22 protein-coding genes, 1 tRNA gene and 2 pseudogenes are annotated in these 22,680 nt (G+C 41.5%); 15 read left to right on the forward strand and 10 right to left on the reverse strand.

The genetic code is table 11. The features are described 5' to 3' along the window. Positions 1-107 precede the first annotated feature (107 nt). The gene (locus H9647_RS16995; RefSeq protein ID WP_191802141.1) at positions 108-947 is read left to right on the forward strand and encodes a YhcN/YlaJ family sporulation lipoprotein; all 840 of its coding nucleotides are present in this window, start codon (positions 108-110) and stop codon (positions 945-947) included. Between the two features lie 138 nt (positions 948-1,085). Here the strand turns inward: H9647_RS16995 and H9647_RS17000 are convergent, their stop codons facing one another. Continuing rightward, complete coding sequence (locus tag H9647_RS17000; protein ID WP_191802143.1) at positions 1,086-1,520, reverse strand: hypothetical protein; 435 nt, start codon at positions 1,518-1,520, stop codon at positions 1,086-1,088. A 180-nt stretch (positions 1,521-1,700) separates the two neighbouring features. Next, entirely contained in the window at positions 1,701-2,486 is a 786-nt protein-coding gene (locus H9647_RS17005; RefSeq protein WP_191802145.1) for a DUF817 domain-containing protein, read from the reverse strand. A 435-nt stretch (positions 2,487-2,921) separates the two neighbouring features. On the opposite strand from H9647_RS17005, the gene H9647_RS17010 reads away from it, so the two are divergent. Further along, positions 2,922-2,994: transfer RNA gene (locus H9647_RS17010), tRNA-Phe, on the forward strand. Between the two features lie 65 nt (positions 2,995-3,059). On the opposite strand, the gene H9647_RS17015 is transcribed toward H9647_RS17010, so the two are convergent. Genes H9647_RS17015 through nikA form a run of 5 tightly spaced genes read right to left on the reverse strand, consistent with a single transcriptional unit; the run spans position 3,060 to position 7,992 of the window. Then, positions 3,060-3,824: an ABC transporter ATP-binding protein gene (locus tag H9647_RS17015; RefSeq protein ID WP_225229364.1), complete on the reverse strand. Its 765-nt coding sequence runs from the start codon at positions 3,822-3,824 to the stop codon at positions 3,060-3,062. Positions 3,825-3,831: 7 nt separating this feature from the next. Beyond that, positions 3,832-4,614, reverse strand: coding sequence for an ABC transporter ATP-binding protein (locus H9647_RS17020; protein WP_191802149.1), 783 nt, complete (start codon positions 4,612-4,614; stop codon positions 3,832-3,834). A gap of 4 nt (positions 4,615-4,618) precedes the next feature. After that, the gene (gene nikC, locus H9647_RS17025) at positions 4,619-5,464 is read right to left on the reverse strand and encodes a nickel transporter permease (RefSeq protein WP_191802151.1); all 846 of its coding nucleotides are present in this window, start codon (positions 5,462-5,464) and stop codon (positions 4,619-4,621) included. Next, complete coding sequence (nikB, locus tag H9647_RS17030; protein WP_191802153.1) at positions 5,464-6,408, reverse strand: nickel ABC transporter permease; 945 nt, start codon at positions 6,406-6,408, stop codon at positions 5,464-5,466. Before nikB ends, nikC begins: the two co-directional genes overlap by 1 nt. Further along, positions 6,409-7,992 carry a nickel ABC transporter substrate-binding protein gene (gene nikA / locus H9647_RS17035; RefSeq protein WP_191802155.1) on the reverse strand — a complete coding sequence of 528 codons (1,584 nt, stop codon included), beginning with the start codon at positions 7,990-7,992 and terminating at the stop codon, positions 6,409-6,411. Positions 7,993-8,298: 306 nt separating this feature from the next. On the opposite strand from nikA, the gene H9647_RS17040 reads away from it, so the two are divergent. Next, positions 8,299-8,781, forward strand: a complete 483-nt coding sequence (locus H9647_RS17040) for a DUF2975 domain-containing protein (protein ID WP_191802157.1) — start codon at positions 8,299-8,301, stop codon at positions 8,779-8,781. Positions 8,782-8,790: 9 nt separating this feature from the next. Continuing rightward, positions 8,791-9,006: a helix-turn-helix domain-containing protein gene (locus H9647_RS17045; protein ID WP_191802159.1), complete on the forward strand. Its 216-nt coding sequence runs from the start codon at positions 8,791-8,793 to the stop codon at positions 9,004-9,006. Positions 9,007-9,165: 159 nt separating this feature from the next. On the opposite strand, the pseudogene H9647_RS17050 reads toward H9647_RS17045, so the two are convergent. Continuing rightward, a pseudogene (locus H9647_RS17050) lies at positions 9,166-9,402 on the reverse strand (Lrp/AsnC ligand binding domain-containing protein); the annotation flags it as partial. Between H9647_RS17050 and H9647_RS17055 the strand changes: the two are divergent. The 3 genes and pseudogenes from H9647_RS17055 to H9647_RS17065 all read left to right on the forward strand — a co-directional run. Beyond that, positions 9,399-9,698 (forward strand): annotated as a pseudogene (locus tag H9647_RS17055) (MBL fold metallo-hydrolase); the annotation flags it as partial. The pseudogenes H9647_RS17050 and H9647_RS17055 sit on opposite strands and share 4 nt — an antisense overlap. Before the next feature lie 30 nt (positions 9,699-9,728). Next, positions 9,729-9,932 carry a nuclear transport factor 2 family protein gene (locus tag H9647_RS17060; protein ID WP_191802162.1) on the forward strand — a complete coding sequence of 68 codons (204 nt, stop codon included), beginning with the start codon at positions 9,729-9,731 and terminating at the stop codon, positions 9,930-9,932. After that, on the forward strand, positions 9,920-10,135 hold the full coding sequence (locus H9647_RS17065; RefSeq protein WP_191802164.1) for an ester cyclase: 216 nt from the start codon (positions 9,920-9,922) through the stop codon (positions 10,133-10,135). The genes H9647_RS17060 and H9647_RS17065 overlap by 13 nt, the downstream gene beginning before the upstream one ends. Positions 10,136-10,333: 198 nt before the next feature. Here the strand turns inward: H9647_RS17065 and H9647_RS17070 are convergent, their stop codons facing one another. Beyond that, the gene (locus H9647_RS17070) at positions 10,334-10,555 is read right to left on the reverse strand and encodes a helix-turn-helix domain-containing protein (protein WP_047913631.1); all 222 of its coding nucleotides are present in this window, start codon (positions 10,553-10,555) and stop codon (positions 10,334-10,336) included. A gap of 268 nt (positions 10,556-10,823) precedes the next feature. Between H9647_RS17070 and H9647_RS17075 the strand changes: the two genes are divergently transcribed. The 4 genes from H9647_RS17075 (at position 10,824) to H9647_RS17090 (ending at position 14,733) form a co-directional block, all read left to right on the forward strand. Continuing rightward, complete coding sequence (locus H9647_RS17075) at positions 10,824-11,681, forward strand: MurR/RpiR family transcriptional regulator (RefSeq protein WP_191802166.1); 858 nt, start codon at positions 10,824-10,826, stop codon at positions 11,679-11,681. A 5-nt stretch (positions 11,682-11,686) separates the two neighbouring features. Next, positions 11,687-12,412, forward strand: a complete 726-nt coding sequence (gene nagB / locus H9647_RS17080; RefSeq protein ID WP_191802168.1) for a glucosamine-6-phosphate deaminase — start codon at positions 11,687-11,689, stop codon at positions 12,410-12,412. 1 nt (position 12,413) lies between these two features. Continuing rightward, on the forward strand, positions 12,414-13,598 hold the full coding sequence (gene nagA / locus H9647_RS17085) for an N-acetylglucosamine-6-phosphate deacetylase (RefSeq protein ID WP_191802170.1): 1,185 nt from the start codon (positions 12,414-12,416) through the stop codon (positions 13,596-13,598). Positions 13,599-13,749: 151 nt separating this feature from the next. Then, on the forward strand, positions 13,750-14,733 hold the full coding sequence (locus H9647_RS17090; RefSeq protein ID WP_191802171.1) for a phosphotransferase family protein: 984 nt from the start codon (positions 13,750-13,752) through the stop codon (positions 14,731-14,733). Positions 14,734-14,833: 100 nt separating this feature from the next. On the opposite strand, the gene H9647_RS17095 is transcribed toward H9647_RS17090, so the two are convergent. Continuing rightward, entirely contained in the window at positions 14,834-16,189 is a 1,356-nt protein-coding gene (locus H9647_RS17095) for a dipeptidase (RefSeq protein ID WP_191802326.1), read from the reverse strand. Between the two features lie 237 nt (positions 16,190-16,426). Between H9647_RS17095 and H9647_RS17100 the strand changes: the two genes are divergently transcribed. From H9647_RS17100 to H9647_RS17115, 4 genes are all read left to right on the forward strand, one after another. Then, positions 16,427-18,847, forward strand: coding sequence for an AraC family transcriptional regulator (locus H9647_RS17100; RefSeq protein ID WP_191802173.1), 2,421 nt, complete (start codon positions 16,427-16,429; stop codon positions 18,845-18,847). Between the two features lie 381 nt (positions 18,848-19,228). Beyond that, the gene (locus tag H9647_RS17105) at positions 19,229-20,164 is read left to right on the forward strand and encodes an ABC transporter permease (RefSeq protein ID WP_191802328.1); all 936 of its coding nucleotides are present in this window, start codon (positions 19,229-19,231) and stop codon (positions 20,162-20,164) included. A 54-nt stretch (positions 20,165-20,218) separates the two neighbouring features. Beyond that, positions 20,219-21,103 carry a carbohydrate ABC transporter permease gene (locus H9647_RS17110; RefSeq protein ID WP_191802176.1) on the forward strand — a complete coding sequence of 295 codons (885 nt, stop codon included), beginning with the start codon at positions 20,219-20,221 and terminating at the stop codon, positions 21,101-21,103. 33 nt (positions 21,104-21,136) lie between these two features. Then, positions 21,137-22,663, forward strand: coding sequence for an extracellular solute-binding protein (locus tag H9647_RS17115; RefSeq protein ID WP_191802178.1), 1,527 nt, complete (start codon positions 21,137-21,139; stop codon positions 22,661-22,663). Positions 22,664-22,680: the final 17 nt, after the last annotated feature.

Genomic DNA, 22,680 nt, shown 5'->3' on the forward strand with positions numbered 1-22,680 from the left:
GGCTTTTTTTAATGGCGTGTTCCATATCCTTTCAGCATAAGGCAGCAGTGCTTCGCGCATGCTAACGGAGTGCTATAACAACTTCAAACTGAAGCGGAGGATGAACCATGCCAGGAATGAAAAAAACCAAAGCGGTTACCCTTTCTTTATCTGCTGCAATTCTTATGATGTCAGCCCTAACCGGTTGTGGAACATCAACGGATGATCAAGGAGTGAAAACGAACAGTGTCCGTAATTATGCGTCGGATGTGAACCGCAACGTTCGTAATGGGATCAACTATGGAATTAATGGCATTAATCCGGACCGAGCTAGTGTACATCGCACAACCAATCTTTCTGCACACAATCAAATGTCAAAAGCGATCTCGGAAATGAACGGAGTGGGAGAGGCTTATGTTTTGCGCACTGATCATAATGCTTATGTTGCGGTATCGCTCAAAGAAGGCGTCCGGCCACAAAGTACAAGACATCATAATAACCGAAATCAAATGAATCAAGATTTAGGCGGGGTGGGTGTAAATGATATGGGGACAAGAGCTCCATATACAACGAGCGGTATTGCACCAGGGCTTCGCTCAAACGACTATTCTCAAAGCAATATGCTTGGAGATAATGCGAATGGTCCTCGCGGGGCAGGCGGAATTTTCAACCCGAATAGTGTTAGCATGAAGAGCCAAAAAGGGCCTGGAACGTACACGAACAAGAATAACACCCAAGCAGAAGAACAAGTTACAGATGAAATGAAACAAAAAATCACGAAGAAAATTAAGCAAATGGATCCAAAGGTGAAAAATGTGTATATTTCAGCTAACCCTGATTTCTTGGAGCGTGCACAAGGATATGCTTCTGATCTAGCGAATGGCCATCCGATTAGCGGTATTGTGAGTGAGTTCCAGGTTATGATGGACCGCATTTTCCCGGCCAAAACCACGTCTAATCAAGAGTAAAAGCAGTAATCATTGATTTTATTAAAATTGAAGTAAAGGCGTTGTCCAATAGGACAGCGTCTTTTTAAACTTGGCAACGAGATAATGATGACAGAACTTTAGAACATGGTTAACCTTACATCGAATATACCAAGGTGGTTATATGCCTCCAGCAACAGCTATTCCGCTAAAGCTTCTAGCTCCTAAACCTATACCGTAATTTGTAGATACGCTAATTGTATACTGTATTTGACCCAGGAGAACTTCGTTCTCGGGGGGGAAATCTACAACTGTAATTGCTGCCATTTCGTATGTTATATCTAATTGATTTGCTGGTTTTTGATATACAGTTGTGAAAATGGTAGTTCCGTTACGCCTGACTGTAAATGTAGCATTGGGAATAATGGTTGGATTGGAAGAAGGGGCCATTAGCAATCGTACATATGCATTTAGTGTTACGCGTACGGAGTTTACATTGCTCGGAGAAACACTTGCTGTCTGTAGGCCGATGTCCCCAAATGTATACGGAAAAAGTGAAGAGGAAGTAAGCTCCCTCTGGGGTGTATCTTGTACACTATCTGAGGAGATTCTCATATCTAAAAACTGTGTACTCAACTTGATCATCCCTTTCTATTAATATAGTTCATATTATGATAGAACAGAGGAATGTGATTAGACAAAGCTATATGAATTGAAGGACGAATATATAAGTTTTGAAAGCCACGCTCAATGATTAATATAGTCTAATAGTGCGGAATTTTTCTTTGAGTAATACTAAAGAGTGTGTCGCGGATCTTTGGTTCGACTTGCTTTCACATGTTTAAGCTGGGCAACAATGATAACGCTAATGATAACTAGCAGAAACCAGGAGCTGATTTTACTAAAACTAACTAACTGCCAGGTTTCATGCTGGTCAGGGTATTTCCAACCATCAAAGAATGTAGCTATATTCTCCGCAGCCCAGATGAAAAAACCTACTATAATAAAGGCGAGAGTTAGAGGCATTCGATAGGTTTCAGTCCGTACCCGATAAATGATCCAGGTTTTCCAAAAAACAATAAATACAAGCACAGTCAACCACCAACGAAAATCGGGTATAAAATGATGCGTGAAAAAGTTGAGATAAATGGCTCCTCCTAACAAGAGCGAAGGAATAAGCCCAGGCCATCCAGTCATGTCCATGCGCAGTCTCCGCCATATTTGACACATAAAGCTTGCTACACTTGCATACATAAATCCGCTATAAAGCGGTACACCAAATAGCTTGGTATATCCAGGCTCTGGGTAAGCCCATGACCCCATCCATACCTTATAAATCTCCAGCACCAATCCAATAACGTGAAATATACAGATTACTTTAATTTCGTCTATTGACTCTAATCCACTGCGGTACATGAGAAACTGCACTCCGAGCAGTATAAGGAGAATAGCGTCATAACGATAGAGGAAGGGGATCTCTATTACACTAGTGAGGGCAAGCGTAATAAAGATTGCCACCGGGAAAATACAGCTCATCGCCTGATGATAACCAAAATGTAATAGTTGTATGATAGGTCTCACTTTATGTACATCTCCTTTCTATTTGAGTAAAAGGATCATTCATTCGTAGCCTACGTATTAAATATATTTCTTTTTGTTATTTATTAATATATAGGTGTAATGGATTCGAAAAAAGAGAAAATAGTCTGACCAAAAGTTCTTATTTTTTATATGCATTAGATAATCCTATCTGAATACGCCGAAGATTGAGAGCGTTTCTAGGGTAATGGTTTGAATGAAGTTCGCTCTGGAGCTGTCCCTTGAAACCATTTGATGGTAAGTAGAGGTGTACCGGTTTAACCGTTATTTATTAAAGTGAGAGCTTTCTTCTTTGTTAATCAAGAAGGCTCTAATATAGGGTGGTACCGCGGCTCCTCGTCCCTTTGAACGAGGGGCTTTTTTGTATTCAATTAAGGAGTCAATAGGTTCCCATTAGCAATGATCTATTTAAAATAAGGCTTGGTAGCTCAGTAGGTAGAGCATAGGACTGAAAATCCTAGTGTCGGCAGTTCGATTCTGTCCCGAGCCATTTATTACAGTTCTTCGGACTTGTTTAAAATAAAAAACGACTCAGTAGATGAGTCGTTTTTTATTTTAAAATATAGAAATGAGTTCTTTTGTATAGGGATGTCGATGATCTGAGAATAATTGATCGCGGTTGAATTGATCTACAATGTTCCCATCCTTCATAACCATGATTCTTTGACTCATTTGATGCACAGCGGCAAGATCATGAGAAATAAATAAATAAGAGAGATCCAAGGTATTGCGAAGTTTTGTTAATAAGTCCAGGACCGCACCTTGTGATATGACATCTAAACTGGCGGTAGGTTCATCAAGTACAATAAGCTCCGGCTCAATACTGATCGCACGAGCAATGGTGACACGCTGACGTTGTCCGCCGCTTATTTCGTGTGGATATTTGTTCGCTATGTTCTCTGGCAGTTCCACTGCTTCAAGAAGCTGCTTTACAAAGGCTTCTTTTGAAGTATAGGAGAAGTGTCTTAACTTGAGCTTCTTACGATATACGTCGTAAGGATCGACTAACGAATCTTTGATTCTTAGCTTGGGATTCAGAGCTGCGGAAGGATTTTGGAATACAATTTGCATCTTTTGACGGTAAGGATGTAACTGACGCTCATTAAGATGCTCTATCGCTGTATTGTTAAATTGAATCGAACCTTCATCTATAGACTCAATTCTTAGCAAGCACCGGGCAAGCGTACTCTTGCCACAGCCGCTCTCGCCAACGAGTCCAAGACATTCGCCTCTAAACAGTTCAAAGGAGAGGTTGTTTACCGCCAACTTCTCTTTTCCTTGGTATGATTTTGTTACATGGCTTACTGTAAGCAACTTCAAACGACTTCTACCTCCTGTACATACGCTGCATGGCATCTAGTGTGGGTGCTGCTTTGATTAATTGTTTGGTATATTCGTGCTTTGGATCATGAAGAATATGATCTTTCTCGCCTGATTCGATGATTTTACCGTCTTTCATTACGGCCAAACGATTTGCATTACGTTTAACATGGCGCCAGTCATGTGTGATGAATAGAATGGCAAAGCCTGTCTCTTTTTGCTTCAATGAAAGTAATTCTAAAATCTTATGTCCAGAGACACTGTCTAGAGCCGTGGTTATTTCATCTGCAATGATTAAATCTGGCGATAGCAGAAGCGCCATAGCAATAGATACTCGTTGCAGCTGTCCACCGCTTAACTGAAAAGGGTATCGACGATATAAAGATGTATCTAAACCAACAGATTCAAGAGCATGAAAGGCGTTTGATTTTCTGGCCTTGCTGTCGCTAATCCCATGTACTTTTTGATATTCTTCAAAGTGCTGTCCAATGGTTCGAAAAGGTGTGAAGGACCCTTGGTAATCTTGAAAAATATAAGATATTTTCTGACCGCGAAGTGTCCTCATCTGTTTTGGTGGAGCAGTCAGTAAATCAATATCATGAAACAAAATTTTGCCGTTTGCTTGAAGATTAGGAGGGAGCATCTGGCCAATCGCTTGTGATAATAATGTTTTTCCACTTCCGCTTTGCCCAACTAGTGCATACCAATCTCCCTTATGAAGAGAGAGGGATACAGAATCAACAATTTTCTTGTTTTTGCTGGATACGGATACTTGTTCGATGGATAACACTAACTTACCGCACCTCTTTCTTTACATCAAAATAATCACGTAAGTAATCCCCGAGCAGATTTGTTAATAGTACAGCAAGCACAATAGCCAGCCCAGGACAGATCATTAATTCAGGTTTAGATTGGAAATAAGGTCTTGATTCATTAAGCATTGCTCCCCATTCAGGAACGGGAGGCTGCGCACCAAGTCCGATATAACAGAAGGCAGAAATAAGTAAGATAATCTTTCCTAAATCCAAACTTGCAAGTACAAAAACATTTCCTATAATATGCGGGAATAAATGCTTACACATGATTTTGCTAGAAGATAGACCGTTCGTACGTGCAATCAGAACATAATCTTTTTGCGACTCTGCTAGAACAGTGCTGCGTACAAGGCGGGCATAACTGACCCATTTAACCATTACAATGGCTAGGACAAGGTTGCCGATTCCAGCTCCGAGCAGTCCACTTAGAACGATAGCGACAATTGTATCCGGGAAAGCTAAAAATCCGTCAGCAATCCGCATAAAAATCCGATCAACAATTCCACGCTTATATCCTGAAAAGAGACCAATTGGAATTCCCATCACGAGAGAAACGATCAGTGCTAGTAAACTGTAACCAATGGTTTGCTGCGTTCCTACTAAGAGTCTGGTAAGCACATCTCGTCCGAGTTGATCAGTTCCAAGTGGATGCTGAAGGCTCGCTCCCTGAAGTCGATTATCCAAATTTGTGAGAGAAGGGTCATGTCGTAAGAAAATAAAAGCATAGATAGCAATAACCACTACAAAGAGAATGCATCCCAGTGCGAGGATCCCTTTCCAACGATGCTTTTTAATCTTCAGGAGCTGTAAAGGTATACCTCTCATCAATGGTTCTCCCTCTCTTTCAGTTTCATTTCCGGATTTAAATAACGGTAAGATAAATCAACACAAGTGTTTACGACAAAAACAATTACAGCCATCATTAAAATGTATCCTTGAATAAGTGGATAGTCACGTTGACGAATTGCATCAACGATAAGCTTTCCCGTCCCTGGATAAGCAAATAAAACTTCAATGACGACAACACCGCCAATTAAGCTCCCTAGACTTACTCCGAAAAAGGTGATTACAGGGGGGAGACTGTGTCTGAGTGCATGCACTAGAAAAATCCTATACTCGGACAATCCACGGCTTCTTGCTGCACGGATGAATTCTTGGCCTAGGGAATCAAGCAAACTTGAGCGGAGTAAACGAACATATACACTGGAGATCGCTAGACCGAGCGTTAGTGAAGGTAAGATCAGTGTTGCCCACCCGTCTCTTCCCATAGTAGGCAGCCAGTTAAGGCGTACACTAAACAAATCAATAAAAATCAGGCCAAGCCAAAAACTTGGGATGGCTGCTCCAAGAATGGATAGGGTTCTACTTACTTGATCGATCCAACTGTCTTTGTAGAGAGCAGATAATGATCCTAACGGGATCGATACGAACAGCATCACGAGTAACGCACCGGTGGCTAATTCAAGTGTTGCTGGAAGTCCCCTTAAGATGACGTCCATTACAGGCTGACCGGTGGTGTAGGATTGACCAAAATCAAGTTGAATAAATTGGAGCAGCCACATTCCATATTGAACAAGTAAGGGATCATTAAATCCCATCTCTTCTCTTAATGTCTCCACTTGCTCTTGGCTAACGGATAACTCATCCACATTCAAGATCGTAAGCACGGGATCACCCGGTGCAAGTCGGATAAACAAAAAACTGATAAATGTAATAAATAACATGAAGAAAAGAACTTCCAAAAACTTACGAGTTAATATTCGAATCATTTAATTCACATCCAGCTGGTTTGTAATCATGTAATATTCGCTGCGTGTGGTAACCCAATTTTTCACTTTGTTTGCATCGTAAGCAACGATCGTAGAAGGGTGGAGAACATACGAATTGAGCACATTCTCATGAACGTAATCAGCAGCTTGTTCCGCTAGCAAAGCCCGTTCCTCCTGACTAACGGTTTGATTCAGTTTTTCAATAATTGCGGTGAGTTCAGGTTGTTCTGTGCGACTAAAGTTGAGAGCGCCTGTAGGATGATACGTTGCATTTAAATAATATCCAGCATCTCCACGCGGGGCTGTTAGATTACTATAAGTAGCTAAATCCCAATCCCGATTCGAAGCCATGTATTCTTCCGGGGTATCGATTTGACGGATCTCGACATCAATTCCGATCTGTTTAGCGTCTGACTGAAACACTTGGGCTATTAATGGAAGATCTGCTCTTGCACTATAAGTTAAAAGAGTGAGCGTAAGAGGTTCACCGTCTTTTTGCATTTTTCCATCTACAAGAGAGTAACCTGCTTTATTCAGGTACTGAATAGCGATGTCGGCTCCTGATGGTTGCTGTTCATACTTAGGAGCGAAAGGTAGTGAAGGCAGAAAAGGACCTGTAGCAGGTTCAGCGTAACCAAGAAGAATGGAATCAACAATCTTTTGGCGATTGATTAACGCATCAACTGCTCGCCGTACATTCACATCTTTTAGACTTTCACGATCCATGTTCATTGTCATTTGATGTACGCGAAATGTAGCAGTGGATTCCACTTTAATACTATCTTTTGCCTGAAGGGTTTCTAAACTTTCTGTCGCAGGACGGTATACGATATCAACTTGACCGGACTGCAGGGCAAGCGTTCGGGCATTTGCATCTTCATTGAAGGAAAAAGTCACTCCATCCAGATTGGAAGCACCATCCCAGTAATCATGGTATCGTTCAAGCTCTAGTTTACTTCCAGGTGTGAAAGACTTAAGGACAAAAGGCCCCGTTCCCACCGGTTGATTGATAAAATCTTCTTCCGTTACGTCAATAATGGATACATTCGGATTAACCAGCTCGGATATAAATTCAGGAAAAGGTTCCTTTGTCGTAATATGAAGGGTATAATCCTCTGCTTCAATGCTTTTAATTTTAAGTGCGTTTTGTATAGCAATGTTTTCATGTAATGCACGTTCTAGAGAAGCCTTCACAGCTTCTGCATCCATTATATTTCCATTATGAAACGTGATATTCTCACGAAGTTTAATGGTCCAATGCTCTCCATCATCGCCTTCCCAGCTTTCCGCTAGCCATGGAGAAACCGTTAGATTTTCCTCATCTAAACGAACCAGTGTTTCCGTAATTCCTGCTCTTAAAGGAACGTAACTCGAATCTACATGTGGATCTAACGAATTTGTTGAGAAATTATAAAGAAAGTGGATGTGTTTACGATCATCAGCGCTTTGAGGGGGCTGGCTGCAAGCACTTATTAAACTGATACATAACAATAAAATACTATTCTTAAGAAAGTTATATCTATAGCTCTTTTTAGGCTGTTTAACATTAATATGATGCTGTGAATTGTTTTTCTCATGTCTCATTCTATGTACCTCCCTTATTCGTAATAATTACGATTACGATTTATATAATAACGGAAGGATCCTTTTGTGACAAGAGAATATTTTTATTGAATTTTGGTGGGTTTTAAAGAAAGTATCTGAGATCGATATCTTTTGATCACTTGGACATCGTAGATACAGCAGAAGCAAAGAATATATATGATGATCCTGCAATCAAAGCAGTGATGAATCAGGAATAATAATGTAATAAATAACAATATTTTTTTATTGAAAATCGATAAATCACTATGTTAAAGTGAATGAAAAAAATTGAAGTGAGGTGTATTTGTGAAACGAGTATCAACACTCTTTTTAAGAATAGCTGTTGTACTTATGGGGATTCCGATTCTTGCTTTATGCATCTTTTTGGTGCCTAATATCGGGGGATTTGTAGGAGAAATGATTCCGAACATCGCTTATATACAATATTTCGTTATATTTTACTTTCATTTAACAGCGATCCCTTTTTATTTTGCTCTTTATCAAGCCTTTAAACTTTTGAACTATATTGATAAGAACGAGGCTTTCTCGGAATTATCGGTAAAGGCTTTGAAAAATATAAAATACAGTGCTATCACAATCAGTGTATTATATGTGATATCCTTGCCACTCTTTTATATTGTGGCAGAGATTGATGACGCTCCAGGAATCATCGTCATTGGACTCATCTTAATCTTCGCCTGTATGGTGATTGCCGTCTTTGCAGCAGTTCTTCAAAGGCTTTTACAAGAAGTAAATGATATAAAATCAGAAAATGACTTTACAGTCTGAGGTGATCGCATGGCCATTATAATCAATATCGATGTGATGTTGGCTAAAAGAAAGATGAGTGTTACGGAGCTATCTGAGAAGGTTGGGATCACGATGGCTAATATCTCCATTCTGAAGAATGGGAAGGCCAAAGCAATTCGATTATCTACTTTAGAGGCGATTTGTAAGGCTTTAGAATGTCAGCCTGGAGATCTATTAGAATACAAAAGTGACAAAGATACTTAAGTATGATGTGAATAAAAAACAGAATTATGATAATTAATTTGTAAGAGGATCAATGCTCATGATACGTTCATTGATTCTCTTTTTTTTGTTAACTCTATGTTAGTTAAACTTTTGCCCTGTTTGTCTTACATTTATCTTCCCAAAAACTGTTTCCAAATCTTATGATTTATCAATAACAATAGATAATTTATAGTTCGCATACTCGTTTAACGCTTCTAGAAATTCATTCATTCGTTCATTCGATGGAAATTTGCATTCAAGAATGTAACAACCATCTCCACTAATTTTATAGTTACGTAGAAGGTATTGTTCTTGAGTTTTGATAAAAGATAAATAGGGCTGATGGTTCGTGCTCTCTGTAATGATCGTTAGAAAAGCATGGATATAATACTTTAACGGGTGATACCGTATGGTATGAAGCAGTTCAAGAGACCATCACTGCACATAAACCAGAAGTCATTGTAGCCAATGCAGGAGATAATCAATTTCTGGTGGGTGGTTCTCTTGTCATGGGGACCGAAGATGTATATGAAGTGTACAAGGCTGCCCCTGATGCAAAAATCATTGCTGTTCACATGGAAGCTGTAAACCATTGGGGATTGTCCAGAGAAGAATTAAAGAGCTTTATTAACAAAAAAGGGATTTCGTCCAATGTGCTCGTGCCAGATGACGGAGAATCTTATTCATTTTAAGGTTAGAACAAGAAATGGAGGATTAACATTATGTCATTAGAAGCTAATAAAGAATTAGTTCGTCGTTTTTTTGAGACGATAGAAGAAGAGAACTATGATGCTCTTCGAGATTTCTGTCATGAAGACTATGTATTTTATCCACAGGTTGATACCCCTTTTTCAGGTGTGGAAGGTCTTATAGAGTCCGAAAAGAAAACTTTGATGCTTTCCCAGGCTTTAAAATGCCGATTGTAGAAATGGTAGCGGAAGGAGATCTTGTAGCCGCCACTTTTATTTTTGAAGGAAAACATACGGGGATCCCTTTTGCTGGTGTTCCTGCAACTGGGAAAGAAGCTAGGTTTTCTCTGATGATACGTTTGCGTATTTCTGAAGGGAAAATTATTGAGCAAAGATCGTTTGTAGATAGTCATGATATCATTCGGCAAATAAAGGCTTAAGTAATTATAAATTTATTTGTAAGGAAAGAGACCCTATAAGGGTCTCTTTTTTATGTAACAGATTATCTTGTTGGTAACCTCATAATAAATTCCTAAGCAACTAGCAAAGCCCCCGAGTAACAAGTAAAGCCCTCTTCTCTCATCCCTAAGGACAAACGAAGAGGGCTATGACGAAATGATAGAACTTCCTTCTTTTCGTCAGATTTTTAATTCTCCTAGCTTAATCAATTCTACTACCGCTTGTGAACGACCCTTAACATTGAGTTTCTGCATCACATTTGAAATATGATTGCGCACCGTTTTCTCGCTGATAAAAAGAAGTCCCGCGATATCACGCGTCGTTTTGTCCTGCACCAGAAGCTCGAATACTTCGCGTTCACGGTGGGTCAACAAAAATTTGCTCTTGTGGTCACCCTTCAATGTTCACCCCTCCTTGCCCGGGTTTGTATGGTGTAACAAGGTTAAGGGATACAGTCAACTCATCTTATGTAAAGTCACCTAGAATGGTTCGGTATGTGCAAAAATTTGGGCTAATCCAAGTTTTCATAGAACATGCTACCAACAGAACACAAAACCTGGTTGATTTCACTATCTATAATGGATTATGATGAGACCATAGTAAAAATAATTTTCTTGAATTAAATATAATTACATTAAAATAATTTTCATGCTGAGGTGGATTCATCCTATGGCTGCGATCTTACATGCGTTACTCAAAGAAATGGAACAGCTTCCTCCGCAGGAGAGAAGAATTGCCGAGGTCATTTTAGAATCACCCTCTGTCATCACGCAGTTATCTATTAAGGAACTAGCCGAAAAAAGCGGAACGAGCCCAGCAACGGTGACTCGGTTCTGTAAATCCAGACATTTTCGAGGTTTTCCAGACTTCAAAATGAAGCTTGCAGCAGAAACTTCCCAACCCTCGGGTGTAAATACATATCAAGATATCGTTGCAGGAAATTCGCTTACTACGATTGTAGAAGCCATCGAAGCGAATCACTTAGCATCGATTACGGACACAACAAGACTGCTTGATATGGAACGCCTTGAGGAATCGATACGGCTGCTTTGCCGAGCAAGACGGGTAGATCTGTACGGAGTCGCTACTTCATCTATCGTGACGCAGGACTTCTATCAGAAATTAATTCGAATTGGGGTTTCCTGCACAGCTTTTTCCGATGGACATATGCAGGTGACATCTGCTTCATCCCTGGGAGCTGAAGACGTTGCTTTTGCGGTTTCCTATTCAGGTGAGACGCAGGACACTATTGATGCGCTGGTTTGTGCTAAAGAACACGGAGCGAGTACGATATCTCTTACTTCGTATGGACACAACACCCTTGCATCTATTGCTGATATTCCCTTGTTTACTTCCTCACTAGAACAAGGGATGCGCCGAGGAGATATGGCTTCGCGTATCGCATTACTACATGTGATTGATATTTTATTTACAGGCATGGTTAGTCAGGATTTTGAACGATTTGTTCCAAGACTGGATGGCTCTTATGAGCAAGTACAACGTGTGAAATTACGGAATGGGGGATAAATAGGATGAATATTAGAACTTTTGATCAAGAAAAAGAGCTTAACACAACCGGAGCAGAGCTTATCGCATCACTTTTACAGAGTAAACCGAAAGCTGTACTCGGGCTTGCAACAGGGAGTTCCCCTGTTGGAATTTATAACGAACTGATCGATATGTATAACCGCGGACTTGTAAGTTTTGCGAGCGCTTCTTCTTTTAATTTGGATGAGTATGTTGGATTGCCTGTAAATCACCCGGAGAGCTATCGCAGTTTTATGAATGAGAAATTGTTCAATCATGTCGATATTAAACTTGAAAATACACATGTACCCGATGGTAATGCACCAGATCTAGATGCGGAATGTGCACATTACGAGCAACTCCTGAACGACCATGGTCCTGTTGATCTTCAGATATTAGGTATTGGACATAACGGACATATCGGATTTAATGAACCAGGAGTGAGTCTAACTGGCAGTACTCACGTTGTGGATTTAAAAGAAGAGACGCTGAAGGCAAACGCACGTTTCTTCCCATCCATTGAGGATGTGCCTAAACAAGCAATGACGATGGGGGTTGCCTCTATTCTCAAGGCGAAGCAAATTGTGCTTGTTGCCAGGGGAGAAGATAAGGCGGAAATTATTCGCACGGCGCTGACAGGTCCAATTACGACGGAATGTCCAGCATCTCTTTTGCAATGTCATCCGAATGTGACTGTTCTGCTAGATCGCGGAGCAGGGAGGTTCCTGTAATATGTTGAATCAGGAAAACAGATTGACCACCATTCATGGAAATGTAGTGATGAAAGATGAGGTTCTAGAACAGGGCGCTGTAATTATACAAAATGATAAAATCGTTCACGCAGGTCCTGCCTCTGATATTCCCCATAGATGGACGGATGAACAAGGAGAAGTGATTCAGGGAAATGACGGATACATTGTTCCTGGTTTTATAGATGTTCATGTTCACGGCGGCGGCGGCGAAGATTTCATGGATTCCTCAAAAGAAGTCTTAGACACGATTACTTCGTATCATGCTTCTCAAGGGACGACAACCATGCTTGCAACGACAATGACGGCCCCTAAAGAATGGATTGATAAAGTTCTCCATGAAGTGAATGAATATCGCACGCAGCCGATGCCTTATGCACAGCTGGCAGGGGTTCATCTAGAAGGTCCGTTTATTAGTCCAAAATGGCCGGGAGCACAAAATCCAGAACATATTTCACTGCCTGATAAGAACTGGCTTATTTCCTGGGAAAAGATGTACCCAGGTCTTATTCGTCAAGTCACCCTTGCTCCAGAGCGAGAAGGGGCTCATGAAGTGATTACATGGCTGCGGGAACAGCATATTACTGCTGCTTTAGGGCATACCGATGCTACGTATGAAGAAGTGGAAGCTGCGGTGGAAGCTGGACTTCATCACGCAGTTCACACGTTTAATGCGATGACTCCTCTGCATCATCGGAAGCCAGGAACGGCGGGTGCTGTATTAAGTGATCGTCGGATCAGTGCTGAGGTGATTGCCGATGGAATTCATGTGCACCCCGCTGCGGTATCTCTCATTGCTCAGCTCAAAAGCAGTATTCAAAAACTGGTGCTCATTACAGATGCAATGTCAGCTACAGGTCTTCCCGATGGAAATTACACATTAGGAGATTTGCCCGTTGTAGTGAAAGAGGGCGTTGCCCGGCTGGAAGATGGGATAACACTCGCAGGAAGTACGCTTACTATGATTCGGGGGTTCCAATTCCTAGTTAAGGAAGTGGGGCTGAGTATAGTAGAAGCTTCTCAGGCAGCAAGTCACAATCCAGCGAGCCTGCTCGGACTTCTTGATGTAACAGGAACAATTGAGCAGGGGAAACAAGCAGATATTCTGCTGTTGGATTCTTCCCTAGAGCTTACAAACGTATGGATTAAAGGTTCGAAATTATCCTGATCCAATCGCGTTTATATGATCTCCTAAGAATTAGAGATCTCTACGAATACAAAGAAACACCACTTTCACAGCAAAATGAAAGTGGTGTTTTTAATTTTTATCATAGATAATTGAAAATGAAGTAGTAAATGCTGTTAAAGGGGGACGAAAAATGGACTCAGCATCCAAACGCAAACTTAGCGAGAATGAGTTACATAAGGTGACAGCACTTGCTTTTCCCGGGAGTACACTGATCAACGCAGTTGAAATTACTGATGGTTGGGCGAATTCTATCTATGTACTGACCGTAAAATCAAAGAAGGATGAAACAACGCAGTCTGTATTGAAAGTAGCGGCGAACAATCCGGACTCTTTGATGCGATATGAGCGAGATTTGATGACAGCGGAGGTTGAAGCCTATCATCTATCAAAGGAGGCGGGATTATCTTTTATTCCGAATGTCCTTTATCATGATCCATCCCTGGAAGTCATTGATACCGAATATTTTGTGATGAGTCTCCTACCTGGGCAAGCTTACAGTAAAGTAAAACCTATATTGTCAGCGCTGCAGAGAAGCAAGATTGAGTATCAATTCGGTATGTATAATCGAGCTTTGAACGAAATTACGGGGACTCGTTTTGGGTACCTTGCTCAGAAAAAAAGGCAATGTAGTACATGGCGTGAAGCATTTCTTACGATGTTGGAAGACCAGTTCGCAGATGCTGCAGATCGTAAAGTGAATATGCCTGCTTCTATTGAGGAAATACGTGAGGCGATGCACCGTATTTCGGATTGTCTGGATGAAGTGACTGTGCCGCGTCTTGTGTTATGGGACATATGGGATGGAAACATTATGGTAGAGAATGGCGAGATTACCGGTTTAATTGATTTTGAAAGGGCTTTCTGGGGAGATCCACTGATGGAAAATTATTTTAATCATTTTCAAGATTCGAAGGCCTTTCGGGATGGTTACGGCATTGGGGAATTGACTGAACTTCAGAAGTCACGACTCAATTTATATAACTTGTATGTAGATATTATCATGTGGGTTGAATGTGATTTTAGAAAGTATACTGATCCGGAACATACAAAATGGGCATGGAATAACCTGCTGAAAGGTTGGGAGGATTTTAACAGCCGGGTAGATCATGATTAGCTTTGGTATTAAAATAAAAAGCAGGCTGGATTCACTCCAGCCTGCTCTCATTAAAAACTCGACTTCGAAACCATCGGATCGAGTTTTTTTATATTCATTTTTAAACACGTTTCAAATACTCAACAATGGTCAGCAGACCTTTATCGAAATTCTCCAAGTTGAAATGCTCATTTGGTGCATGCAGATTTTCATCTGGCAAGCCAAAGCCCATCATTACCGTAGGTGCATTCAGTGTGCTGGCCAGTTTTTCAACGATAGGGATTGAACCTCCATCTTTGGTAAACAGTGCACGTGTACCATATACCGTTTCGTACGCATCTGCCGCTTTTTGCAGCATCGGATGAGACGGATCGATATTAAAGGCAAATGCTTTCTCTTTTGGAGTAATGGTTAGTTTTGCTCCTACCGGAGTGTGAGCATTCAGATGTGCTTCGATTGCATCAAGGCAAGCTTGCGGATCTTGATTAGCAACAAGGCGACAAGTAATCTTGGCGTGTGCTTCTTTAGGGATAACCGTCTTTGTTCCTTCTCCTTGGAATCCGCCATATACGCCGTTAAGTTCAAGCGTTGGACGTGCACCGATTCGTTCCACGAAAGAGTAACCTTCTTCGCCATAGAGCGCATCAAGACCGAGATCTTGTTTCAGTTTCTCTTCATCGAATTGCTGTTTAGCAAATTCTTCGCGCATTTCCGGAGACAATTCTTGTACTCCATTATAGAAACCTTCCACACTTACTCGTCCTTGTTTATCGTGCAAGGTAGAGAGTAGTTCGACCATCGCATGAAGGGCATTAGGTACGCCTCCTCCATAAGAACCGGAATGCAGGTCTGTGTTTGCTGTATTCAAAGAAAGCTCAAGGGAACAAAGTCCACGAAGTCCTGTAGAGATGGCTGGTTTTCCTGGAGCAAGCAAGGATGTGTCTGAGACGAGAACGACATCAGCTGCAAGCTTTTCCTTGTTTTCTTCGAGGAAGAGCGGAAGGTTTGGACTGGATACTTCTTCTTCACCTTCAATACAGAATTTGATGTTAACGGGTAGTTCCTTCTCTTGTTTCAAAATCGCTTCAACAGCCTTAACATGCAAGAACAATTGCCCTTTATCGTCGGTTGCACCGCGAGCATACAATTTCCCGTCACGAATGGAAGGCTCAAAAGGAGGTGTCTCCCATAAATGGAGTGGATCAACCGGCTGTACATCATAGTGACCATAGATCAGGACGGTAGGTTTCCCTTCCGCATGCAGATAATCTGCTGTAATCAAAGGATGACCTTTGGTTTCATGGATTTCTACATGTTCAAGGCCCGCTTCCGTCAGTTTAGCTGCAAGCCACTCCGCCGCTTTATAGACATCACCTTTATGTTCAGACAAGGCAGAGATACTCGGAATGGCTAACCATTCTTGTAACTCATTCAGATGTTGTTCACGATTGTTTTCAAAATATGCTTTGTAATCAATACTCATAATGAAAGGATCCTCCTCAAATAGCATCTTCAACGATTCCTTATTATTTTACACTCTTTTTCGAGGAATACGAAATATGGTGTATTGAAACTACATAATAATCCATTTTTGCAGGATTAAGGGTGAAACAAGGCGAAACAAACATATTAACCATTTCATTGTCTTGTTAAACCCTATAGAGCTTAAAATTCATAAATCGTGACTTCGAGAAACAGGCAGGTGAACATAACGATGATTCCTCATCTTCGTGCAACACATAAGAAGAAGTTAAATCCGCTTGGTTTTATAAAGGGAAGTCCCCGCAAGGGACGATTCTATCGTAAAAGTTTAATTACAATTTTACTGATTGCAAGTATTCCAGGGCTCATTACAGGGATGACGATGTACTGGCTTGTGATTGGACAGATGGAAAAAGAATTTAACAGGCTCCATCAGAATCAGATTATGAACCGTGCTGAGAATCTTGCCGACCAGTTCAGTTATATGGAACTCAGCTTATCTCATTGGGCGTTTGAACCCCGTTTTGGGGAAGAACTGAAAGAAATGGATTATGTCTATCAGTTTACAGAGACAGTAGATATTATGAAAACATTATACGTACTGCAAGGCTCTAATCCACTTATCCAAAAAGTAGAGCTGTACGTGAATGAACCTCAGCCGATCTTGTTCAATCGTTCTTATAGCGAGCTGACTGATCTATCGCTGATTGAATCCTATAATGAATATCTTAAAGATGGGAGCCATATTTACTGGACAGATCGAATTCCAGGACAGCCGCTGGCGGAGCAGAGGACAAAGGGTACTGAAAACAACCCAGACCATTTGCTTCAGACGGATTCAGGAGAAGGCTTAGTTCTTGTTCACAAAATTCCAGGGGGGAGTCTCAGGCCTTTCGGAGCCCTCATTGTTAAGCTGGATAACAAAAAAGTGACAAACTTACTGAAAACGCTTACCCCTTATGATCAAGGTTCGACTTTTTTAATGGACCAAAAAGGAAATATTCTCTTGTCCGGTGGAGACCATGAGGGCAGCTCCTCTAAACAGTTAAATGAAGAAATTAGACAAAAGGTGGACCTGTCTCAAGACAAGGGTTCATTACTATATACGTTTGAAGGGATCTCTTACTCTGTGTCCTATGGAAAAATGAATCGGATTGATTCGGACTGGATCTATGTTTCAGCAGCGCCGATTACCGACATAACAGCCCCTTTGTTATCGGTGTCTAAAGGGATTGTACTCATGAGTACGGCGGGACTCCTTCTTGCGATCCTATTATCCTGGCTGGTATCTCGCCGCATCTATACACCAATTGAACGATTATTGAGATTGCTTTCTGCTGAATCAACGGGTAACAACCCTGTTCCGCCTGCGGTTAATGTGGATGAATTCGAACTGCTTGAAGCGCAGTGGAATGAACTTGTGATGGAGCGAAGTACCGTTCGTAAAAGACTTGAACTTCAGTTACCGCAGTTGCGGGACGGATATATTATGCAGCTCATTCAAGGACATCTGTCTGCTCATTCCGAAACAGATCTAAGGCAGCGACTAGAGGATCTTGGATTTCGGGTGCAGGATCAGCGATTCTTACTCGTAAGACTGCAACTAACAGGATACTCCAAGCTAAGTGGACGTTTTCTTGAGCAGGATAAAGGCCTTGTTACTTTGACAGTAGTGAATATTATTGAGGAATTCGCAGAGCAGCGTTTTGAGCAAGTCAGTGTGCTGAATTTCCACGATCTGTCTGCTGCAATCCTTTTAACCGGTGAAGAAGAAAAACTAAAGGCATCTGTGCTTGAATGGTCCGAAGAACTGATGGTTGTTATTAACCAAATTATGAAAATGAATGTGACAATTATGGTGGGTAGATCTACGTCTTCTATTCGTGATTTACCTTCCCTATTTATGGAACTTGAGCAAGCAGAAGCATTCCATAGCATTGAAGAACTTAACCAGCTTCTAGATTTGGATCATTTGACACTCGCTCACGATATAGAGCAGTCGAGTTATCCATTTCTTATTGAACGAGACCTGATTCATGCCATTCGAACGGGGAAAGAAGAAGAGGCAGGAAACTTACTCCATGATTTTGTAAAACAAGTCACACAGCGTCAATGTACGATCTATCAGCTGCAGCAGATGATGCTTCAACTGCTGGCAAGTATGCTTCATATGATGTTGCAGTCTGGAATTCCCCCATATGAACTATTCAGTGGCCGTAATTTATATGATGAGCTTGCCCAGCTAAGGGAACCGCTGCAAATTGAGGCTTGGCTGAAATCTGAAGTCATTGCTCCTTTTATTGCCTTTATGGAAGACAGATCACATTCAGGCCTGAAACCAGCAGTTGAACGCACCATGGAACGCATTGATCAGCAGTATATGACGGATATATCGCTAGAAGCTTGTGCTGATTTGGAAGATATGACTCCTTATGCACTTAGTAAAGCTTTTAAACAGGTTGCAGGAATCAATTTTATTGATTATGTCACCTTTCGGCGTATGGACATGGCAAAACGTTTACTACGAGAAACCGATTTGAAAATTAACGAAATTGCAGATCAGGTAGGTTATCAGCATAGTTACTTTAATCGTATTTTCAAGAAACAAGAAGGATTGACCCCAGGACAATACCGTGAACAGTGGAACCGTTAATTCGATTTCTATATGTACCTATCAGCTGCTTTTTGATGCAATTTCCGCCTTGCTCCATGCAAATCACTGCTAAAGGAGGGGGCGGATCTTTCTATACAAAAAAAGAAATGAGTGCAAAAAAGTGATATAAAAGACAAAACAAAAAAGTGGAAAAGACATAAATCTCTTGTTCCACCAGGCTTTTTGAGCGATCTCACCTACATACAAAAATGGTCAGTTGCCGGAAACGGGTAGCGATCTGTAAAGTAAAAATCAATCAATTGTTAACGCTTACAAATTAATCTGGTTTCATTCGCCAAAGGAAGGAGATCGCTCATGAATCAACATTTGCCTGGTGGTTCACCGGATTCTGCAACATTACAGCCGTATACACCGAATAGAATGACCAAGGCTGAAGCGAAACAAAAAGCAAGAAAAAGATGGCTGGCTCAATTAAAACGAAACAAGTGGCTTTATGTCCTCTTAGCCCCTGGACTGCTTTATTTTCTTATCTTTAAATACGCACCGATGTGGGGGGTCGTCATTGCATTTCAGGACTATCAACCCTTTCTTGGAATTCGTGACAGTCAGTGGGTAGGGTTTGATAACTTTACTACATTCTTTCAGAATCCGGACTTCTTCAGGCTGCTTCGAAACACTTTGATTCTTGCTGTATATGATTTGATCTTCTTCTTTCCTGCACCGATCCTAGTCGCCTTACTTCTTAATGAAGTTACAAAATCATGGTTTAAAAGAACGATTCAGACGCTTGTTTATGTACCTCACTTTGTATCCATGGTTATTATCGCAAGTATCACGTATGTTTTTCTTACACCGAATGGCGGTGTTCTCTATGAACTGATCGCCCAAGTCACGGGCAGGCCAGTGGATGTGCTGTCAAATCCAGATGCTTTCCGGCCTCTGATCATTATCCAAATGTTGTGGAAAGAAGTAGGATGGGGAACCATCATATTCTTGGCAGCACTTGCAGGGGTAGATATGGAACAATATGAAGCTGCTATTGTAGATGGGGCGGGACGGATGCGAAGAATATGGCATATTACCCTTCCTGCTATACGTAATACGATTATTATTTTGCTGATTCTTCGTTTGGGTAACTTTATGGACACCGGATTTGAGCAAATTTATCTAATGACCAATTCCTTGAACCGTGATGTAGCGGATGTGTTTGATACCTATGTGTATCAAGTCGGTATCACACAGGGAGCTTTCAGCTACAGTACTGCGGTTGGATTATTTAAATCTTTAATCGGCATTGTCCTGATTCTTGGAGCTAACAAACTGGCCAAAAAGTTTGGGCACTCCGGTATCTACTAGTCCAAGGCTGGTTAGCTTGCATCGATTCTAAATTTTTAGTAGGGGGTCCGCAAGATGAACAAACGGTTTAATACCCCAGGCGGGCGTGTGTTTGATGCGTTCAACTACGTGTTCTTGGGTCTGTTTGGACTTGTCACTGTACTGCCGTTTCTCTACATTATTGGTAATTCATTTGCCACAGAAGCAGAGATTACGGCCCGAAGTTTCTTTCTGATACCAAAGGAATTTTCGATTAGTGCGTATCAGTATATTTTCTCTTCATCTACGATTTTTAGAAGTATTGGAAACTCCATTTTCATTACGGTTGCCGGGACCATTGTCAATTTGTTTTTTACACTGACGATGGCGTACCCCCTGTCTCGCAAAAACTTCTGGGGACGAAATGTAGTGATGAACTTAGTTATCTTCTCCATGTTATTTGGTGGAGGAATGATCCCAACTTATCTCGTTATTCGTGGTCTAGGTTTGCTGGATAGCTACTGGGCATTGATTTTACCAGGGGCGATTGGCGCGTTTAACTTGATTGTGGTCAAAAACTTTTTTCAAGAACTTCCAGCAGGATTGGAAGAGGCAGCTTCGATCGATGGGTGTACGGATATCGGGGTCCTATGGCGAATTGTACTTCCGTTATCGAAACCTGTTATCGCCACCTTCGCTCTATTTTACGCGGTAGGTCATTGGAATAACTTTTTCTCGGCCCTTTTATATCTAACAGACAGTGCGAAATGGCCGCTGCAGATCATGCTTAGGCAGATTGTACTTCTATCGCAAGGTACGGTGGGAGACATGGCTAACCTTGATCAAAACTTTGTTCAGCCACCTGAACAGTCCATTAAAATGGCGGTTATCGTGGTTGGTACGATCCCAATTCTAATCGTGTATCCGTTCTTGCAAAAGCATTTTGCAAAAGGGGTCCTGCTTGGTTCCATTAAGGGGTAACAAGAAACTAAACATATATGGGGGTATAGGTTCATGAAAAAAACCAAAGGCACGTTAGCGTATTCTGTAAAAATGGTGAGTACTGCGTTCTTGATTACTTCCTTGCTTGCCGCTTGTTCACCTGGGGGAAAAGAAAATACAGCTGAACCCGAAAGTCAGAACAGTCCAGGAACGAAAAATCAAATTAGTATTATGGTACCAAACTTTCAAGCAGAAACGCCTGCGGATAACAATGCGGTTCTACAGAAACTTGAAGAACTTACGGATACAGAAGTGGAGTTTCAGTGGGTACCAAGCAGTTCCTATGATGATAAATTCAATATCACACTCGCATCAGGCAAGCTCCCTAGCCTCATGGTCGTACTTGGCAAATCGCCAAGCTTTATCAATGCGGCCCGCAGTGGTGCATTCTGGGAGCTGGGCCCTTATTTGAAAGATTATAAAAACCTATCAGGTGCGAATGAGATCATACTAAACAATGCATCGATTGATGGGAAAACCTATGGCATATACCGGGCTCGGGCACTTGGAAGAAATGGGGTTACGATTCGGAAAGACTGGCTGGATGCCCTTAAGCTAAAAGCACCGACTACAATTGATGAATTTTACAATGTCATGAAGGCGTTTACAGAAAATGACCCGGATGGCAATGGGAAAAAGGATACGTACGGGCTCATCGCGAGTCAATTTAACGGGCCATGGGACATCATGCAGGTGTGGTTTGGTGCACCGAATGGCTGGGGAGAAGAAGACGGAAAGCTGATCCCAGCGCATACGACCCCTCAATATCTGGAAGCTTTGAAGTTCTTCCGCCAGTTGTATAGTGAGGGCCTTATTAATAAAGATTTTGCTGTAATGGATGCTACCAAAATGTCGGATCTGATGGTTAACGGCAACGGTGGAGTCATGGTCGATGTAGCAGATAATGCGCAGCGTATTGAATCCAAAATATTGGAGAAGGACCCGAATCATACAGATGCTGTAGATGTTTTGCAAGCTATGGTAGGGCCTGAAGGACATCGTGATCTTCCAACTTCCGGATATGCTGGCATGATCGCTATTTCCAAAAGTGCAGTGAAAACGGAGGAAGAGCTGAAACAAGTGCTTACTTTCCTTGACCGTTTGAATGATGAGGAGCTGCAAATGTTGATGTCTTATGGACTCGAAGGCACTCATTATGAGAAAAAGGATGATTACATCGTTCCTACTACAGATAAGTTGGCCATGAGAGATTTGAATGGAACCAACCAGATTCTCATGTTTATTCCGGAGACACGGGGACTCACTGTAGAGCAGACAGAAATACGTAAGAAGGTAGCTGAAGTGCAAAAAGCAAACGAATCCATCGTTATTCCTAACCCGGGTGAGCCGCTGATCTCGGATGTCTATGCACAAAAAGGACCACAGCTCGACAATATCATTAATGATGCGCGTACGAAGTTTATCGTGGGTCAGATTGACGAAAAAGGGTTGCAGGACGCTTTTGCCTTGTGGGAGAAAAACGGAGGTAAAGAGTATGTAGAAGAGATCAATACACTTTACGCCGAGCTGCAGAAATAAAAGGCTTCAGGGAGGTT

The organism is Paenibacillus gallinarum (assembly GCF_014836635.1).
GTDB lineage: Bacteria > Bacillota > Bacilli > Paenibacillales > Paenibacillaceae > Paenibacillus > Paenibacillus gallinarum.

Coding starts and splice junctions, on each gene's coding strand:
- H9647_RS16995 (WP_191802141.1), top strand. CDS start 108: ATGCCAGGAATGAAAAAAACCAAAGCGGTTACCCTTTCTTTATCTGCT.
- H9647_RS17000 (WP_191802143.1), bottom strand. CDS start 1,520: ATGAGAATCTCCTCAGATAGTGTACAAGATACACCCCAGAGGGAGCTT.
- nikC (WP_191802151.1), bottom strand. CDS start 5,464: ATGAGAGGTATACCTTTACAGCTCCTGAAGATTAAAAAGCATCGTTGG.
- nikB (WP_191802153.1), bottom strand. CDS start 6,408: ATGATTCGAATATTAACTCGTAAGTTTTTGGAAGTTCTTTTCTTCATG.
- nikA (WP_191802155.1), bottom strand. CDS start 7,992: ATGAGACATGAGAAAAACAATTCACAGCATCATATTAATGTTAAACAG.
- H9647_RS17045 (WP_191802159.1), top strand. CDS start 8,791: ATGGCCATTATAATCAATATCGATGTGATGTTGGCTAAAAGAAAGATG.
- H9647_RS17060 (WP_191802162.1), top strand. CDS start 9,729: ATGTCATTAGAAGCTAATAAAGAATTAGTTCGTCGTTTTTTTGAGACG.
- H9647_RS17065 (WP_191802164.1), top strand. CDS start 9,920: ATGCCGATTGTAGAAATGGTAGCGGAAGGAGATCTTGTAGCCGCCACT.
- H9647_RS17075 (WP_191802166.1), top strand. CDS start 10,824: ATGGCTGCGATCTTACATGCGTTACTCAAAGAAATGGAACAGCTTCCT.
- nagB (WP_191802168.1), top strand. CDS start 11,687: ATGAATATTAGAACTTTTGATCAAGAAAAAGAGCTTAACACAACCGGA.
- nagA (WP_191802170.1), top strand. CDS start 12,414: ATGTTGAATCAGGAAAACAGATTGACCACCATTCATGGAAATGTAGTG.
- H9647_RS17090 (WP_191802171.1), top strand. CDS start 13,750: ATGGACTCAGCATCCAAACGCAAACTTAGCGAGAATGAGTTACATAAG.
- H9647_RS17100 (WP_191802173.1), top strand. CDS start 16,427: ATGATTCCTCATCTTCGTGCAACACATAAGAAGAAGTTAAATCCGCTT.
- H9647_RS17105 (WP_191802328.1), top strand. CDS start 19,229: ATGACCAAGGCTGAAGCGAAACAAAAAGCAAGAAAAAGATGGCTGGCT.
- H9647_RS17110 (WP_191802176.1), top strand. CDS start 20,219: ATGAACAAACGGTTTAATACCCCAGGCGGGCGTGTGTTTGATGCGTTC.
- H9647_RS17115 (WP_191802178.1), top strand. CDS start 21,137: ATGAAAAAAACCAAAGGCACGTTAGCGTATTCTGTAAAAATGGTGAGT.